This is a genomic window from Mycolicibacterium pyrenivorans (assembly GCF_025821625.1).
Lineage (GTDB): Bacteria > Actinomycetota > Actinomycetes > Mycobacteriales > Mycobacteriaceae > Mycobacterium > Mycobacterium pyrenivorans.
This window is the reverse complement of the sequence record NZ_JACKSH010000050.1, coordinates 149,784-164,299: the sequence shown is the minus strand read 5'-3', so window position 1 is coordinate 164,299 and position 14,516 is coordinate 149,784. Positions and strand designations below refer to the sequence as shown.

General features: G+C 67.8%; 17 protein-coding genes. 8 read left to right on the top strand and 9 right to left on the bottom strand.

The genetic code is table 11. The features are described from left to right. Nucleotides 1–158: 158 nt before the first annotated feature. Nucleotides 159–1,553, top strand: coding sequence for an IS1182 family transposase (locus H7I57_RS07705; RefSeq protein WP_443678327.1), 1,395 nt, complete (start codon nucleotides 159–161; stop codon nucleotides 1,551–1,553). A gap of 247 nt (nucleotides 1,554–1,800) precedes the next feature. On the opposite strand, the gene H7I57_RS07700 is transcribed toward H7I57_RS07705, so the two are convergent. The 4 genes from H7I57_RS07700 to H7I57_RS07685 form a co-directional block, all read right to left on the bottom strand. Next, nucleotides 1,801–3,087 carry a cytochrome P450 gene (locus H7I57_RS07700; protein WP_264022784.1) on the bottom strand — a complete coding sequence of 429 codons (1,287 nt, stop codon included), beginning with the start codon at nucleotides 3,085–3,087 and terminating at the stop codon, nucleotides 1,801–1,803. 17 nt (nucleotides 3,088–3,104) lie between these two features. Further along, nucleotides 3,105–3,458, bottom strand: a complete 354-nt coding sequence (locus H7I57_RS07695) for a hypothetical protein (RefSeq protein WP_264022802.1) — start codon at nucleotides 3,456–3,458, stop codon at nucleotides 3,105–3,107. 77 nt (nucleotides 3,459–3,535) lie between these two features. Then, complete coding sequence (locus H7I57_RS07690; protein WP_264022783.1) at nucleotides 3,536–3,994, bottom strand: SRPBCC family protein; 459 nt, start codon at nucleotides 3,992–3,994, stop codon at nucleotides 3,536–3,538. Nucleotides 3,995–4,007: 13 nt separating this feature from the next. Next, on the bottom strand, nucleotides 4,008–4,211 hold the full coding sequence (locus tag H7I57_RS07685; protein ID WP_264022782.1) for an Rv3202a family protein: 204 nt from the start codon (nucleotides 4,209–4,211) through the stop codon (nucleotides 4,008–4,010). 310 nt (nucleotides 4,212–4,521) lie between these two features. Between H7I57_RS07685 and H7I57_RS07680 the strand changes: the two genes are divergently transcribed. After that, nucleotides 4,522–5,406, top strand: coding sequence for a cyclopropane mycolic acid synthase family methyltransferase (locus H7I57_RS07680; protein ID WP_264022781.1), 885 nt, complete (start codon nucleotides 4,522–4,524; stop codon nucleotides 5,404–5,406). Here H7I57_RS07680 and speB read toward each other — a convergent pair. Together speB and H7I57_RS07670 are read right to left on the bottom strand one after the other, a co-directional pair. Continuing rightward, nucleotides 5,387–6,472 carry an agmatinase gene (gene speB, locus H7I57_RS07675; RefSeq protein ID WP_264022780.1) on the bottom strand — a complete coding sequence of 362 codons (1,086 nt, stop codon included), beginning with the start codon at nucleotides 6,470–6,472 and terminating at the stop codon, nucleotides 5,387–5,389. The two genes, H7I57_RS07680 and speB, sit on opposite strands and share 20 nt — an antisense overlap. Before the next feature lie 17 nt (nucleotides 6,473–6,489). Next, entirely contained in the window at nucleotides 6,490–6,918 is a 429-nt protein-coding gene (locus H7I57_RS07670) for an acyl-CoA thioesterase (protein WP_264022779.1), read from the bottom strand. A 39-nt stretch (nucleotides 6,919–6,957) separates the two neighbouring features. Here H7I57_RS07670 and H7I57_RS07665 point away from each other — a divergent pair, with 39 nt between their 5' ends. The 4 genes from H7I57_RS07665 to H7I57_RS07650 all read left to right on the top strand — a co-directional run bounded on the left by H7I57_RS07665 (nucleotide 6,958) and on the right by H7I57_RS07650 (nucleotide 10,823). After that, a complete protein-coding gene (locus H7I57_RS07665; RefSeq protein WP_264022776.1) occupies nucleotides 6,958–7,908 on the top strand; it encodes a threonine ammonia-lyase in 951 nt (316 codons plus the stop codon). A 111-nt stretch (nucleotides 7,909–8,019) separates the two neighbouring features. Continuing rightward, nucleotides 8,020–9,264, top strand: coding sequence for a DUF7159 family protein (locus H7I57_RS07660; protein ID WP_264022775.1), 1,245 nt, complete (start codon nucleotides 8,020–8,022; stop codon nucleotides 9,262–9,264). A 42-nt stretch (nucleotides 9,265–9,306) separates the two neighbouring features. Then, nucleotides 9,307–9,921: a Pr6Pr family membrane protein gene (locus tag H7I57_RS07655; protein ID WP_372510143.1), complete on the top strand. Its 615-nt coding sequence runs from the start codon at nucleotides 9,307–9,309 to the stop codon at nucleotides 9,919–9,921. Between the two features lie 185 nt (nucleotides 9,922–10,106). After that, nucleotides 10,107–10,823 (top strand): L,D-transpeptidase, encoded by a 717-nt coding sequence (locus tag H7I57_RS07650; protein ID WP_264022800.1) that lies wholly within the window; start codon nucleotides 10,107–10,109, stop codon nucleotides 10,821–10,823. 9 nt (nucleotides 10,824–10,832) lie between these two features. Here the strand turns inward: H7I57_RS07650 and H7I57_RS07645 are convergent, their stop codons facing one another. Together H7I57_RS07645 and H7I57_RS07640 are read right to left on the bottom strand one after the other, a co-directional pair. Then, nucleotides 10,833–11,255: a lipoprotein LpqH gene (locus H7I57_RS07645; protein WP_264022774.1), complete on the bottom strand. Its 423-nt coding sequence runs from the start codon at nucleotides 11,253–11,255 to the stop codon at nucleotides 10,833–10,835. A gap of 100 nt (nucleotides 11,256–11,355) precedes the next feature. Beyond that, nucleotides 11,356–12,141 (bottom strand): helix-turn-helix domain-containing protein, encoded by a 786-nt coding sequence (locus H7I57_RS07640; RefSeq protein WP_264022773.1) that lies wholly within the window; start codon nucleotides 12,139–12,141, stop codon nucleotides 11,356–11,358. A gap of 107 nt (nucleotides 12,142–12,248) precedes the next feature. Here H7I57_RS07640 and H7I57_RS07635 point away from each other — a divergent pair, with 107 nt between their 5' ends. After that, nucleotides 12,249–12,566, top strand: coding sequence for a hypothetical protein (locus tag H7I57_RS07635; RefSeq protein ID WP_264022799.1), 318 nt, complete (start codon nucleotides 12,249–12,251; stop codon nucleotides 12,564–12,566). A 25-nt stretch (nucleotides 12,567–12,591) separates the two neighbouring features. Here the strand turns inward: H7I57_RS07635 and H7I57_RS07630 are convergent, their stop codons facing one another. Beyond that, entirely contained in the window at nucleotides 12,592–13,845 is a 1,254-nt protein-coding gene (locus tag H7I57_RS07630; RefSeq protein WP_264022772.1) for a cytochrome P450, read from the bottom strand. 197 nt (nucleotides 13,846–14,042) lie between these two features. Here H7I57_RS07630 and H7I57_RS07625 point away from each other — a divergent pair, with 197 nt between their 5' ends. Further along, nucleotides 14,043–14,513 carry a hypothetical protein gene (locus H7I57_RS07625; protein WP_264022771.1) on the top strand — a complete coding sequence of 157 codons (471 nt, stop codon included), beginning with the start codon at nucleotides 14,043–14,045 and terminating at the stop codon, nucleotides 14,511–14,513. The last annotated feature ends 3 nt before the right edge of the window (nucleotides 14,514–14,516 follow it).

The window sequence follows — 14,516 nt, the reverse complement described above, 5'->3', positions numbered from 1 at the left end:
CTAGGAGCGTGGGTCAGTAACACGCCGGGCGGGGTGCCTGGGCCGGTGGCGGGTGTAGGGGATCATGGGGTGTGCCTGATGATCTCGATGCCGACGGTTTGTTCGAGGTAGATCCCGAACAGCGGCTGGAATCACATTCTGTGGCGCCGAAGGCGCCGGTGGATAAGACGTTTCGCCCGTTCAACCCGGATCAAGACTTGTTGTTGCCGCCATCGTTGGATGACTGGCTACCGGCCGAGCACCTGGTCCGGTTCATCGCAGATCTGGTCGATGAGCATCTGGACCTGTCCCGAATCCACGCCGCCTATACCGAGGTCCGCGGTGGTCCGCCCTATGATCCGCGGCTGATGGTGCGGATCCTGCTCTACGGCTACACCACCGGGGTGCGTTCCTCGCGGGCCATCGAACGCAAATGTGTCGATGACGTGCCATTTCGCTGGCTGGCCGCCGGAGCGGGCCCCGACTATCGGGCGGTCGCCCGGTTCCGTAAACGTCATTTGTCGGCGTTGGGGCATTTGTTCGTCCAAGCATTGGCGCTCTGCCAGGCCGCGGGCATGGTCAGCCTGGGCTGCGTCGCACTCGATGGCACCAAGCTGCGAGCCAATGCCTCCAAACGCAAAGCCATGAGCTATGCCCGGATGACCGAGAAAGAAAGAGCCCTCGCCGGCGAAGTCTCAGCACTGCTGGCCGAGGCCGAACGCATCGATAAGGCCGAGGACAAGAAGTTCGGTAAGAACCGCCGCGGTGATGAGTTGCCCGCAGAGTTGGCCCGTCGTGAAACCCGGCTGGCCGCGATCCAAGCTGCGAAGGCCGCCCTGGAGGCTGACGCTGCCGATGCGGCCCGCGAGGAAGCCGAACACAAGTCCAAAGACCGTGGTGATGACGATGACACGGCCGCCGCCAAGGGTGCCGCTGCGGCTGCTGCGGCCGTCCCGAAACCGAAGGCGCAACGCAATTTCACCGACCCCGATTCGAAGATCATGCTCACCGGGGACGGGGCCTTCCATCAGTGCTTTAACGCTGCGGCCGTCGTGGACGGCGATCATCAGGTGATCGTGGCCGCTGAGCTGGGCACCAATGCCTCCGATGTGGCCACGCTCCTGCCGATGACCGCCCAGACCGTGACCAACACCGGCGCCATTCCCGCCCAGATGCTCGCTGATGCCGGGTACAGCAGTACCGCCAACCTCGATGCCGCCGCACAGTTCACCGCGACCTGCGGCACCGAGTTTTTCATCGCTCCCGGTCGTCGTCGCCGCGATGACCCGCCACCGGTTCCCCCACGCGGACGCATCCCCGCTGGCGCGACCACAAAGCAGCGGATGGCCCGCAAGCTCACCACCAAAAAAGGCCAGCAGGCGTATGCCCGCCGCAAGGCCATCGTGGAACCGGTGTTCGGTCAAATGTCGACCCTGCAGAACGCTAAACATCTCCTGCTGCGTGGGTTCGAGCAGGCCCGCGGGGAATGGCTACTGCTTGCCGCCTGTCACAACCTGCGAAAACTGCACGGCCACATCGGAGTTACCGGGCTATCCGCCCTACCCGCCCACTGAGCAAGCACCGTCACGCCCGGTCAGAGCTACCAGGCGGGTTATCGCGCACAACCGTGCCAGCGTGCACACAGATCACGCAAATCACCTCGAACGCGATCTATGTGCACATTCGACGCCCCGACCCCCTCGAAGCGTTACTGACCCACGCTCCTAGTAGCGTGCACACAGATCACGCAAATCACCTCGAACGCGATCTATGTGCACATTCGACGCCCCGACCCCCTCGAAGCGTTACTGACCCACGCTCCTAGGTGCTCCAGGACACCGGCAGACATTTGATGCCGTGGATGAACGCCGAATGCAGCCGGGCGGGTTCCTCGGTGGCGTGAATGTCGGGGACGCAACGGTGCAGTTCCTCGAATGCGACCGTGATCTCACGCCTGGCGAGGTTGGCACCGAGACAGAAGTGGGCCCCGCCCCCGCCGAAGCCGAGGTGCGGATTGGGGTGCCTGCGGACGTCGAAGGTCCACGGATCGGCGAACTTCGACTCGTCGCGGTTGGCCGAGCCGTACCAGAGCGTGACCTTGTCTCCCGCAGCCATTTTCACGCCGGAAAGCTCCACATCGCGGGTCGTGGTTCGACGCATGTAGGCCACAGGGGAGGCCCACCGGATGATCTCCTCGACCGCGGTCGGGGCGAGCGCGTGGTAGTCCGCCCACCACAGATCACGCTGTTCGGGATATCGGCTCAGCGCCAGCATGCCGTGGCTGATCGCGTTGCGGGTGGTCTCGTTGCCCGCGACGACCAGCAGGATGAAGAACGACGCCACCTCGGCCGAGGTCAGCTGCTCGCCATCGAGTTCCGCCCGGACCAGGCTGGTCGTCAGATCGTCGCCCGGACTGTCCCTGCGGTCCTCGGCGAGCTGCGTGGCGTACGCCCCGATCGCCATCGCGACAGAGACGAACTCGTCGAAATCGGTGGCGATGTCCGGGTCGCCGAAGCCGAGGATCACGTTGGTCCAGTGAAAGATTCGTTGATGGTCCTGCTCGGGGATGCCCATCATGTCGCAGATGATCTGCAGCGGGAGCGGGCCGGCGAGCTCCGAGACGAGTTCGCCCCGACCTTCGGGGTGGGCGGCCACCATCTGCTCGACCAGGCGGCGGGCGCGTTGCCGCACCGAGTCCTCGATGAGGGCGAGGACCCTCGGGGTGAAGGCGCTTCGGACGATGTTGCGAAGCCTGCTGTGGCGGGGGTCGTCCATCGCGATCATCGACCCAAAGTACTCGGCGAGTTCGGGTGTCTGGTCGCCGATCGTGATGCCGAGGGCTGAGCTGAAGATCTCGGGATGCCTACTGGCGTAGAAGACGTCGTCGTAGCGGGTGAGTGCCCAGTGTCCGGCGGTCTCGGCCTGACCGTCCGCGACGAACGAAGGGTGGAAGGTGATCGGGGCCTCGCGGCGAAGCGTGGCGAAGGCGCCGTCGCGGATGTCGTCGTCGAGCCCCCAGAAATCCCAGGTGCCCAGGTCGGCCTCGGCCAGCGGCACATCCGGTGGAGCGATCCCATTGGTTCGGATGACGCCCGTTCTGAGACCCATGCGGACCCAGCGTAGCCTCACGGCCCGGCTTCATGACCTTTTCTGCCGTGAGTGCGCCGCTGCTCCTTCATCCGCGCCTCGTGGAGGTGGCGCGCACCGCCCAGGAGTTCGTCGCGCACCCGGCGCTCGTGGTCGCGGAACCGCGACCAGTAGGTGTCGTCGAACTCTTCGACCACCTGGAAGGTCCAGCGACCCTCGAGCACGTTGCGCCCGATCATGTCGGTCTCCAGCCGGTCGGCCACGGCGTCGTTGCCTGCCTCGCGCAACGCGTCGCAGGCCTCGCCGAGCAACAGGTCGGCATGACCGATCAGCTGATGGAACGAGTACAGGTGACCCCTGGCCCGTTCGACGAACTCCAGCGCTTCGGTCATCTTGCCGACGGCATCGACCGTGTCGTCACTCACGTCGCCCACCGTGTCGTGATACCCGCAGCGGACCGCCGGCAATCTCAGGTGTCGGCCTCCGCGACCGCCTTGATGCGCTCCAGGGTCTTTCGCATGTCCCTGAGGTTGCGGCGCCTTCGGAGTTGGCCGCCGAGCACCGAGTACAGGGACATCAGCGCGTTCTGATTCAGCCGGAACGACTCGGTGACCTCGGTGGCCGAACCCGACGGCGTCAACCGGTAGTGCCAGTTGTTGACCGCCCGGTCGCCGACGAGCACCTCGAAGCCGAACTCCCGGCCCGGGTCGCACGCGGTGACGCGGCACGTCGTCCAATAGACCGGCCCGATCTCGTTGCGCCGCACGTGGCCGCGGAAGCGGGCGCCCAGCGCGGGGCCGGTCGCGCCGTCGAGCCACTCGGCTTCGAACGTCTCCGGGGAGAACTTGCCGGTGTTGCGGACGTCGGCGATCAGGTTCCAGATCCGATCCGCCGGGGCCGCCATCGACACCGTCACCGAACCCTGCATCGTCGGGCTCCTCTCAGCGGTCCAGGTCCGAATCGTCCTCGGGAACCTCGATGGCCTGCTCGATCAGATCGGCTTCGCTGGCCTGCCAGTCGCGGTCCGCCGCGACCCGCTGGGCGTCGGTCCAGACCTCCTCGTCGGTGTCGTCGACCGCGCGGTGCTGTTCGGCCACGTCGGCTTCAGCGGCGTCACCGAGTGGGTTGGGGTCTGGTGTCGTCATGGGCACTCCCTCTGGGCGGTCAGTGACGTACGGATTGCGTCTGCGCAGTCCGAGCTTCGGTGTACCCGTTCGCACCGCACCCACGCAACACGGGACCGCCGGGACCGCCGAGAGAGTGACGCTGCCCGCGCGAACCGTTCCCGACTCGTCACCGTCGGCCGTTGCTGGGCGAGGCGACCTGGTGATTCACTTGACGAGGTGGCTGTCGGGTAGTGTGCGTGAATTGCGCAGACGACGAGACAGGCCCTCAAGCTGGGCGGGGCCGGCCATCGACCATCGACCATCATCCCGAATCTCAAAGGCTTGTAATTTGCCAGACATCAACCAAGGCACCCAGGACCTGAAGCCACACTTCGAGGACGTCCAGTCGCATTACGACCTGTCGGACGATTTCTACCGGCTGTTCCTCGACCCGACACAGACCTACAGTTGCGCCTACTTCGAACGCGACGACACGACGCTCGAAGAGGCGCAACTCGCCAAGATCGACCTGTCGCTCGGAAAGCTGGGCCTCGAACCGGGAATGACCCTCCTCGACATCGGTTGCGGCTGGGGCGCCACGTTGCTGCGCGCGATCGAGAAGTACGACGTCAACGTGATCGGGCTGACGCTGAGCGAGAACCAGAAGGCACACGTCCAGAAGGCTCTCGACAAGCAGGACGGCTCACGATCGAAGCGCGTGCTGTTGCAGGGCTGGGAACAGTTCGACGAGCCGGTGGACCGCATCGTCTCGATCGGGGCGTTCGAGCACTTCGGGCGCGATCGCTACGACGAGTTCTTCAAGATGGCCTACCGGGTGCTGCCCGCCGACGGCGTGATGATGCTGCACACCATCATCAAGCCCACCGACGAGGAGTTCACCGATCGCGGCTTGAAGCTGACGATGAGCATCGTGCGGTTCTCGAAGTTCATCATGGACGAGATCTTCCCGGGCGGCGATCTGCCGAAGCCCACCACCGTCGAGGAGCACGCGACCAAGGCCGGATTCCGGCTCACGCGCGAACAGCGGCTGCGCATGCACTACGCGAAGACCCTCGACATCTGGGCCGCGGCGCTGGAGTCCCGGAAGGACGAGGCCATCGCCATTCAGTCCCAAGAGGTCTACGACCGCTACATGAAGTACCTGACCGGCTGCGCGGACCTGTTCCGCGACGGCTACACCGACATCTGCCAGTTCACCCTCCAGAAGGGTTGAGCGACGCGGGCGGGTCGTCCCGGTAAGACAGCGCCGGCTGGCCCGGCTCGGCGTTGGCGGCATCCCTGCGCCGGGCGGCCATCCCGGCCAGGGCTTCGAACACCACCCGGTGGGCGGCGTTGACGGTGAGCTCTGCGTGGTCGTACGCGGGGGCCACCTCGACGACGTCGACGCCGACGACGTCGTGGTCGTAGCAGAGCTGACGAACCATCCGCAGCAGGTCCGCGCTGGTGATACCGCCGGGCTCGGGGGTACCGGTGCCCGGCGCATGGGCCGGGTCGAGCACGTCGATGTCGACGGAGACGTAGAGCTTGTCGGCCTTGGCGAGAGCCTCGGCGACGGCGTCGCGCATCACGTCCTTGAAGCCCCGCTCCCAGATCTCCTGCATGGTGTGCCACGTCATGCCCTGCTCGAGCATCCATTCGAACGTGTCCCGGGGTGGCCAGTAGCCGCGCAGCCCGACCTGGACGAAATGGGTCCCCGGCACCGCTCCCGATTCGATCAGCCGGCGCATCGGCGTCCCGTGGCTGGCGAGGTTGCCCTCGATCTCGTCGGCGGTGTCGGCGTGCGCGTCGAAATGCACGATGCCGACGTTGCCGTACCCGTGGACGTCGGCGACGGCGGTGGCGGCGGGCCAGGTGATCGAGTGGTCACCGCCGAGGACCACCGGGACGATCCCGCGCGAGGCGATGGCGTGGACTCGCTCCCGAATGTTTTTGTGGGACACCTCAGTCTGACCGTGGGGGCAGTAGGCGTCACCGAAATCGACGACCTCCAGCCAGTCGAAGATCTCCAGCCCGAGATCCATGTGATAGGTGCCGGGCTCATACGCGGTGGCCCGGATCGCACGCGGGCCGAAACGCGCCCCCGGCCGGTTGGTGGTGCCGATGTCGAACGGTGCACCGACGACGGCCACGTCCGGCTTCCAGGCCTCGAGTTGTTCGACCTCGGTCAGGAAGGGCCGGTGACCGAACGACGCCAGGCCGGCGTACGGCAGGTCGAGTTGCTCCGCCATGCCCGGTGGCATCTCCCTGCGGCCTTCGGGATGGTCGTGCTCGTGGGCCATGCGCACGACCGTACCGGTCAGCGCCGCTGTGAACCGTTCGAACTCAACGCAGCACGCAGCACTTCTGGAACGGGCCGCTTCGTCCAGTCCTGGATCGACACCACGACATAGACGTTGCTCCCGCGGACGGCGACCAACTCGGCGCCTCCCGCGGTCCTGCTGCAGACGCCGAATTCGACGGTGAAACTCGTCGTCCCGATCCGGGTGCATTCCGCGGTGACCCGAACCTCGTCACGCCACCGGACCGGCGCCTGGAAGTCGATGTCGCTGTGCACCACCTGGAAGTCGAGGCCCGCAGACATCAGGTCGGGATAGGCGACGCCGACGTGATCGAGAAGGCCGGTGCACGCCTCGTCGAACCACGTCAGGTAGTGACCGTTGAACACGACACCCTGCTGGTCCACTTCGGCGTAGCGGGGGACGATCGGCAGCGAATACGCGCTCACGCCGATCACCCTAGCCACGGTGTGTACGAGACTGGGGCCATGGACCTCGTGACGATCGACGACATCCGGGCGGCCGCCGAGCGGATCCGCCCCCACGTCGTGCGCACCCCGCTGCTGGCGGCGCGGTGGGGCGACGCCGAGCGACCGCTGTGGGTCAAACCCGAGAGCCTGCAACCGATCGGCGCGTTCAAGGTGCGCGGTGCGTTCAACGCGATCGCCGCCCTCAGCGAGTCAGGGGTGACGCCCCCCGCGGTGGTGGCGTACTCGAGCGGCAACCACGCCCAGGCGGTGGCCTACGCGGCGGCGATATACGGATTGCCCGCCCACATCGTGATGCCCGAGGAGACCCCGAACGTCAAGGTGCACGCCACCCGCGAGCACGGGGCGCGCGTCGTGCTGTGCGCGGCGGGGGAGCGGGAGACCGTCGCGGCCCGGGTGGTAGCCGAGACCGGCGGTGTGATGATCCCGCCGTTCGACCATCCCGACGTCATCGCCGGGCAGGGAACGATCGGCCTGGAGATCGCCGAGGATCTGCCCGGGGTACGCAACGTACTCATCCCGGTCAGCGGGGGTGGCCTGGCGTCGGGCATCGGCACCGCGATCAGGGCACTGTGCCCGCAGGCCACGATCTTCGGTGTCGAACCGGAACTCGCCGCCGACACCACCGAGGCACTGCGCGTCGGCCACCGGGTGGACTGGCCGATCGAGGACCGCAATCGCACGATCGCCGACGGCCTGCGGTCGCAACCGTCGGAGTTGACGTTCGCGCATCTGCAACAGGTCCTCGACGGGATGATCACGGTGTCCGAGAGTGAGATCCGCTCGGCGGTCCGCGAACTCGCCCTTAACGCTCACCTGGTCAGCGAGCCCAGCGGCGCGGTGGCGCTGGCGGCCTATCGTCAGGGCCCGACTCCGCCGGGGCCGACGGTGATGATCCTGTCGGGCGGGAACATCGAACCGCATCTGCTCGCGCAGATCCTGGCGGCGTGACGGTCCCAGCCGATTCGACAGGTGTGCGATCCCGGGCGGGCAGCGGGTAGGGTCACCCGGGATTTCGTCACATGACCCGTAGGGGGTCGTGGACGCCAGGAGGAGTGGTTCGTGGACGCGGTGCTCGGCTTGTCGGTGACGCCGTCTGCCGTCGGCCTCGTCCTGGTGGAGGGGCAGGACGCCGACGGTGTGGCCACCGACGGCGTCGGGTTCGAGGTCTGCGCACGCAGTGCCCTCCAGACGTCCGAGCAGGCCGCGGCGGCGGTGCTGCGCACCGAGGCGATCGCCGCGGGCCGGGGACAACGGGTGCACTCCATCGGCGTGACCTGGAGCGACGACGCCGACACCGAAGCGTCGCTGCTGCTGACATCGCTGAGTGACTCCGGCTTCGACAACGTCGTCCCGGTGCGACTGTCCGAAGCGACCGACGCGCTGGCGCGGGGGATCGCCGAGGCCACCGGCTACCAGACGACGGCCGTGTGCGTGATCGAGCCCGAACAGCTCATCGCGCTGGTGGTCCAGACCGACGAAGGCGCCGTGCAGACCGCGGTCAACCACAGCATCGTCACCGAAGAGGACCTCGTCGGCTGGTTGAGTGCGGTGTTCGCCAAGGCCGACTGGGAACCCGAGGCGCTGGTGCTCGTCGGCTCCGCCGAGGACCTCGACGGGCTGCTGCCGGTCCTCGAGGAGGCGCTGGCGGTCCCGGTGGTGACCCCCGCCGAGGCGCAACTCGCGCTGGCACGCGGCGCGGCGCTGGCGTGCGCACGCAGCGCGGAGTTCACGTTCGGCCTCGACGCAGGCGGGGAGCGTACTGCCTCCGGCACGCACCCCACCGCAGGCAGGCGCATCGCGAAGAGAGGTCCGGCAGCCATGCTGGCCGCCGGGATCGTGACGTTCGTGGTGTCGGCGTCCGCGGCACTGGCACTGCAGACCACCCCCGAGCGGACCGCCCCGCAGCCTCGCCCCGCCGCCGAGACGTCGGTCCAGACACCGGCGGCGGTCCGGGCACCCGCCCCTGCGGCACCACCACCACCCGCACCCGAGGCGGCACCGGTGGTCCCGCCTCCGGACGTCGCACCGGTCGTCGAGGCGGTACCGATCGTCGAGGAGGCACCCCTTCCCGAGGCCGCACCGCCCGCCGACGTCACGCTGCCGCAGCCCGACGTCCCGGCCGCGCCGCCGGCGTTGCCTGTCCCCGAGGTGCTGCCGCCGCCACCCGTGCCCGAGGAACGCCCCGGCATCCTTCAGCGGATCCGCGAGCGGTTGTCCCGCGATGACGATCAGCAACCGGCGGCCGTGCCTGCGCCGCAGGCGCCTCCGCCGCCCGTCGCGCCGCCTCCTCCGCCGCCGCCGTAGCGTCCGCAGCACCGTGAGGCCGCAGCGCTTACCCTCGCTGAGGTGAGCCTGCCCGTCGCCCTGCCCGGAAGTCCGCTGCTGCGCGTCGCCTTGCGGGTCGCGATCATCGCCGCGGTCATGGCAGCCGTCGCCGTGGTGGCGGTGACCTCGGAACGCGGTGTGTGGTGGCGCCTGATCACGTTCACATACCAGGCCAACCTGCTCGCCGCCTGCTACTACCTGTGGACCTTGGCGGCGCCGCGCGCCGACGCCAGGGTGGGCCTGCGCGGCGCGGTGGTGCTGTACGTCGTCATCGCCGGCGTCGTCTGGAACCTGTTCCTCACCGGCCACAGCATGGGCTACACACCGGCGAACCTGCTGCTGCACGTCGTGGTGCCGGTGCTGGCACTGACCGACTGGCTGCTCGTCGGCCGGGGAACGGCGAGGGTCTCGTGGTGGCAGCCTTTCGCCTGGCTGATGTATCCCGCCGGGTATCTGGCCCTGGCGCTGTTGGTGCTCAACAGGTTCGGTCGACGCGCACCGTATTACTTCCTCGACCCGGCTACCGTCGGGACCGCGACCGTCGTGGCCAACGTCGCCGGGTTGGCCGCGTGCGTGCTCGCGCTGGGCTACACATTGCTGGCTGCTCACCGCGCCGCCGCCACGGCCGTGGATTGAAACGTTCCGACATGGGAATTCGATAGTCACCGAAGAGGCGAAACCGAATTCGCCGCGCGGCGGTCATCGCCGCGCCGGACCGACGACGAACTAGGATGGCAAACGTGCTGAGCGCTCGCCTACAGCGAACTCCACCCTGGCGCGCGGCCGCGCGTCGCCTCGCGGCCGCGACCGGAACTCTCGTCATGTGCGCCGGGCTGCTGACGGTGGGACCGGCCGCCGCCGCCGGGGCCGGGTCGACCATCCCGGTGACGGTCGCGGGCGTGTCACCGGCAGGGGAGACGGTCGGGGTCGCCCATCCGGTGACGGTGACGTTCACCGGTGCCGTCGACAACAGGGCTGCGGTGGAACGGTCGATCTCGGTCGCCCCCGCGGGCACGTCCGGCCCGGCGACCGGATCGTTCACCTGGCTTGACGATCATGTCGTCGAGTGGACCCCCACGGAGTTCTTCCCCGCCCACACACCGATCGGCGTCTCCGTCGGCGGCTTCCAGACCAGCTTTCAGACGGGAGCGTCGGTGGTCAGCGTCGCCGACATCAGTGCCTACACCTTCACGGTGAGCATCGACGGGGAAGTCGCCCGGCAGATGCCCGCCTCGATGGGCAAGGCCAAGTACCCCACCCCGGTCGGACGGTTCACCGCGCTCAGCAAGGAGCGCAACGTCACGTTCGACTCGCGCACCATCGGGATTCCGCTCGACGATCCCGAGGGCTACCTGATCAAGGGGGAGTACGGCGTCCGCGTCACCTGGGGCGGCGTCTACGTGCACTCCGCACCGTGGTCGGTGGGCTCACAGGGCTATGCCAACGTCAGCCACGGGTGCATCAACCTCAGCCCCGACAACGCCGCCTGGTACTTCGACACCGTGGGACTGGGCGACCCGATCATCGTTCAGGCCTGAGCGGTCTGCTCAGCAATCGGCTTCGATCCTGAACTTCGCCGTGACCTCCTCCATCGGATCGTCGGTGAAGTTGCCGTCCGCCGAACCGGTGATCGTGTACTTGCCTTCGGCGCCGGTCACCTCGGCTTCGCCGATGTTGTCGGCCCAGTAGGTGCCGGTGAACCCGCCGAGGCCGCGGAATTCCACGGACGTCGGCGTGACCGAACCGCCCGTCTCCAGCACCGCGGTGAAGCCGTTCTCTTTGCCGGGGGTCTCGATGTACCACGTCCAGCCCGACTGATTGCAGCGCACCGGGAGCGCGCCGCCGGTGTCGTTTCCGTCGATGGTCACCTTCGCCGTCGTGCCGCCGAGGGCCGGTTCCGGTGTCGAGCAGCCGCCCAGGATGACGGCGCTGCCGATGGCCGCTGCCACCACGAAGTGTCGGGTCTCCATGGCGCCCGACTCTATGCGCTGCGGCGCTCCCGTCCGACCGGAATGCCTTTGTGTTCGGGAATGGGTGGCGCCGATGAGGGCCGCGATCGACAAGCCGGCCTCAGCGCAGTGCCGCGGCGGTGTGGTCGTCGGCGGGCAGGAACGCCTCGATGCTCAACTCTGCGGCGGTGAGATCGAGCGCGGTGCCGAACGTCGTCACCATGCTCAGGAACCGCAACGGTCGTCCGTCGCGGGTGTCCAGTTCGAGCGGGACCGCCACGCCGCCCAGATCGTGGGTGTCGTCGTATCCGCCCGGGTACGAGTCGATCTCGTCGAGCAGTTCACCGAGCTGAGGGGAGTCGCTCGAAGCCACCTCGCGTCGCAGCCGCTCGATCAGATGGGTCCGCCATTGTGCGAGGTTGCGGATACGCGGTGCCAGACCGTCGGGGTGCAACGCGATCCGCAACGCATTCGGTCGCTCCAGCAGGGACGGTGCGACACCGTCGAGCAGCACCGCGACGCCCGGGTTGGCCTGCACGATCCACCATCCCCTGTCCACCACGACGCAGGGATACGGGTCGAAGGCCTCCAACACGCGCTGCACCCCGGCCCGCACCGCCGCCATGTCCGGCGCGTCGAGTGCCCGCTCGGCGTACACCGGAGCCAGTCCCGCGGCGACGAGCAGCCGATTCTGTTCGCGCGCAGGCACATCCAGCGCCGCGGCCAACCGCAACACCATCGCCCTGCTCGGACTCGAACGTCCGGTCTCGATGAAGCTGACGTGCCGCGCGGAGACACCCGCTTCGATGGCGAGGTCGAGTTGGCTGAGGCGGCGCCGAAGCCGCCAGCGACGCATCATCGTGCCGAACGTCCCCGACCTTCCGGTGTGCGCGTCCAGAGTCGTCATGCGCCCAGTGTGACCGCACCGGGTTCACTCGACCACTACCTCACAGGTAATTGCGCCGCTTACCTATGCGCGGCACGGTGGAGGTACCACGCGAGAAAGGCTCGACGATGCGCAACCTCGAGAAGGTCGAATCACCGCCGAATATCCCGGGTTGGTTGCGCTTCGTCCTGATCTGCGACCGCGCGGGCTCGGCGTGGTACATCGGCGCCGGCTTCTTCTTCGCACCCGTGCTCGCGATCCTCTCGCCGTGGCAGGCCCTCACCACGGTGGCGTGGGTCGCCATCGGGCTCGCCGGCCTGTGGCTCGGGCTGCTGGGTGTCGCGATGGCGACCGGGCTGGCGATGGTGCTGCGGTCGAACGCCGAGATCCCCGAAGACTATTGGCGCTCGATCATCGACTATCCGAGTTCGGCGGGGAGGGTCTGAGCAACCCGGAACTCGACGACGACCGTCAGGCCGAACTCGTCGGTGCCCCCTGATAGTCGACCTGCCAGTGCTTGATGCCGTTGAGCCAGCCCGACCGCAGGCGTTCGGGGGTGCCGACCGCGGCGAGATCGGGGAGGTGGTCGGCGATCGCGTTGAACATCAGCTCGATCGTCATCCTGGCCAGGTTCGCGCCGATGCAGTAGTGAGCGCCGGTGCCGCCGAAGCCGACGTGCGGGTTGGGGTCTCGCAGGATGTTGAACGAGAACGGGTCGTCGAAGACCTCCTCGTCGAAGTTCGCCGACCGGTAGGACATGACGACCCGCTGCCCCTTCTTGATGAGCACCCCCGACAGTTCGTAGTCCTGCAGCGCGGTGCGCTGGAACGAGGTCACCGGCGTGGCCCACCGCACGATCTCGTCCACCGCGGTGACCGGGCGTTCCCGCTTGTAGAGGTCCCACTGGTCGGGGTGCTCGGCCATCGCGATCATGCCGTGGGTGATCGAGTTGCGGGTCGTCTCGTTGCCCGCCACCGCCAACAACACCATGAAGAACCCGAACTCGTCGTCGGAGAGCTTGTGTCCGTCGACATCGGCCTCGATCAGCTTGGTGACGATGTCCTCGCCCGGCTCTTTCGCCCGGACCGCCGCCAACTGCATCGCGTACATGATCAGTTCGGTCGCCGCATTACGTCCGTCGTGGTGCGCGAACTCCGGGTCGTCGTCGGCGACCATCTCGTTGGACCAGTCGAAGATCTTCTTGCGATCCTCCAGCGGGATGCCGATCAGGCCCGCGATCGCCTGCAGCGGCAGTTCGCAGGACACCTGTTCGACGAAGTCGCCGGAGCCTTCGGCGGCTGCGGCTTTGGCGATGTTCTGGGCCCGCTCGTTGAGATCCTCACGCAACCGTTCCACGGCCCGTGGGGTGAAACCCCTCGAGATGATCTTGCGCAGGTGCGTGTGGTGCGGCGCGTCCATGTTCAGCAGGACGAACTTGCCGGTCTCGATCTGCTCCGCGGTGGAGCCTTCCGGGTATCGGGGCAGCGCCGTCTTCTCCAGGCTGGAGAACACGTCGCTGCGCTTGGAGATCTCCTTGACGTCGCGGTGCTTGGTCACCACCCAGTAGCCGCCGTCACCGAAAGGCCCGGCCCCGCCTGCGGTCTGCTCGTTCCACCAGATCGGCGCGCAGCGACGCAACTCGGCGAGTTCCTCCACCGGTAACCGCTCCCGGTTGAGGTCGGGGTCGGTGAAGTCGAATCCGGGCGGGAGGGCGGGAGTCGGCATGCGTTGCTCCTAACCGTCGAGGGGCCGTAACCGCATTGCTACACCACGGAGGGGCCTCGGCGAGACAAGTTGAGGGAAGTGTCCAGCAGAAGCCTCCGCGGGCGCTGGACTCCCGGGCTCGGCGGTGTAACGATTTCTGTACCCAGACGGATGCATCCAGTGAAAGCAGCGCAACCGCGAAACCCGGAGGGGGCTCGGTGAAGTTCGGATTCGACACGAAGACCGTTTCCATCGTCGGGGCTGCAGCGTTCGCAGCGCTGACGTTCGCCGCAGCACCCGCCATGGCCGAGCCGGCTCCACCGCCGCCGCCGGTCCCGGCACCCCTGCCTGCCGCACCCATGGCCCCGCTGGCCGCCGAGATCCCCGCGCAACCGCTCGCAGGCGATGCCGCCGCCCCCGTCGCCGAGGGCGTGCCCCACCTGCTGAGCCCCGACAATCCCCCACCGGGCACGAGCGCCGCCCGGGTGGCGCCGCCCCAGCCACGGCTGACGTACCTGCGCGAACTGTGGCACGCCATGCAGACCCAGGAGGTCAGCGGCGGCGACGCGCTGCTGCTGCTGACGCAGCGGCCCATGGTCGCCGATGCAAGGCCGCCGGCGGGGATGCCCGCAGGACCGCAGGCGCCTCTGCCGCCCGCGCCGGTCGACGCGCCACCGGTCGCGCCCTAGTCG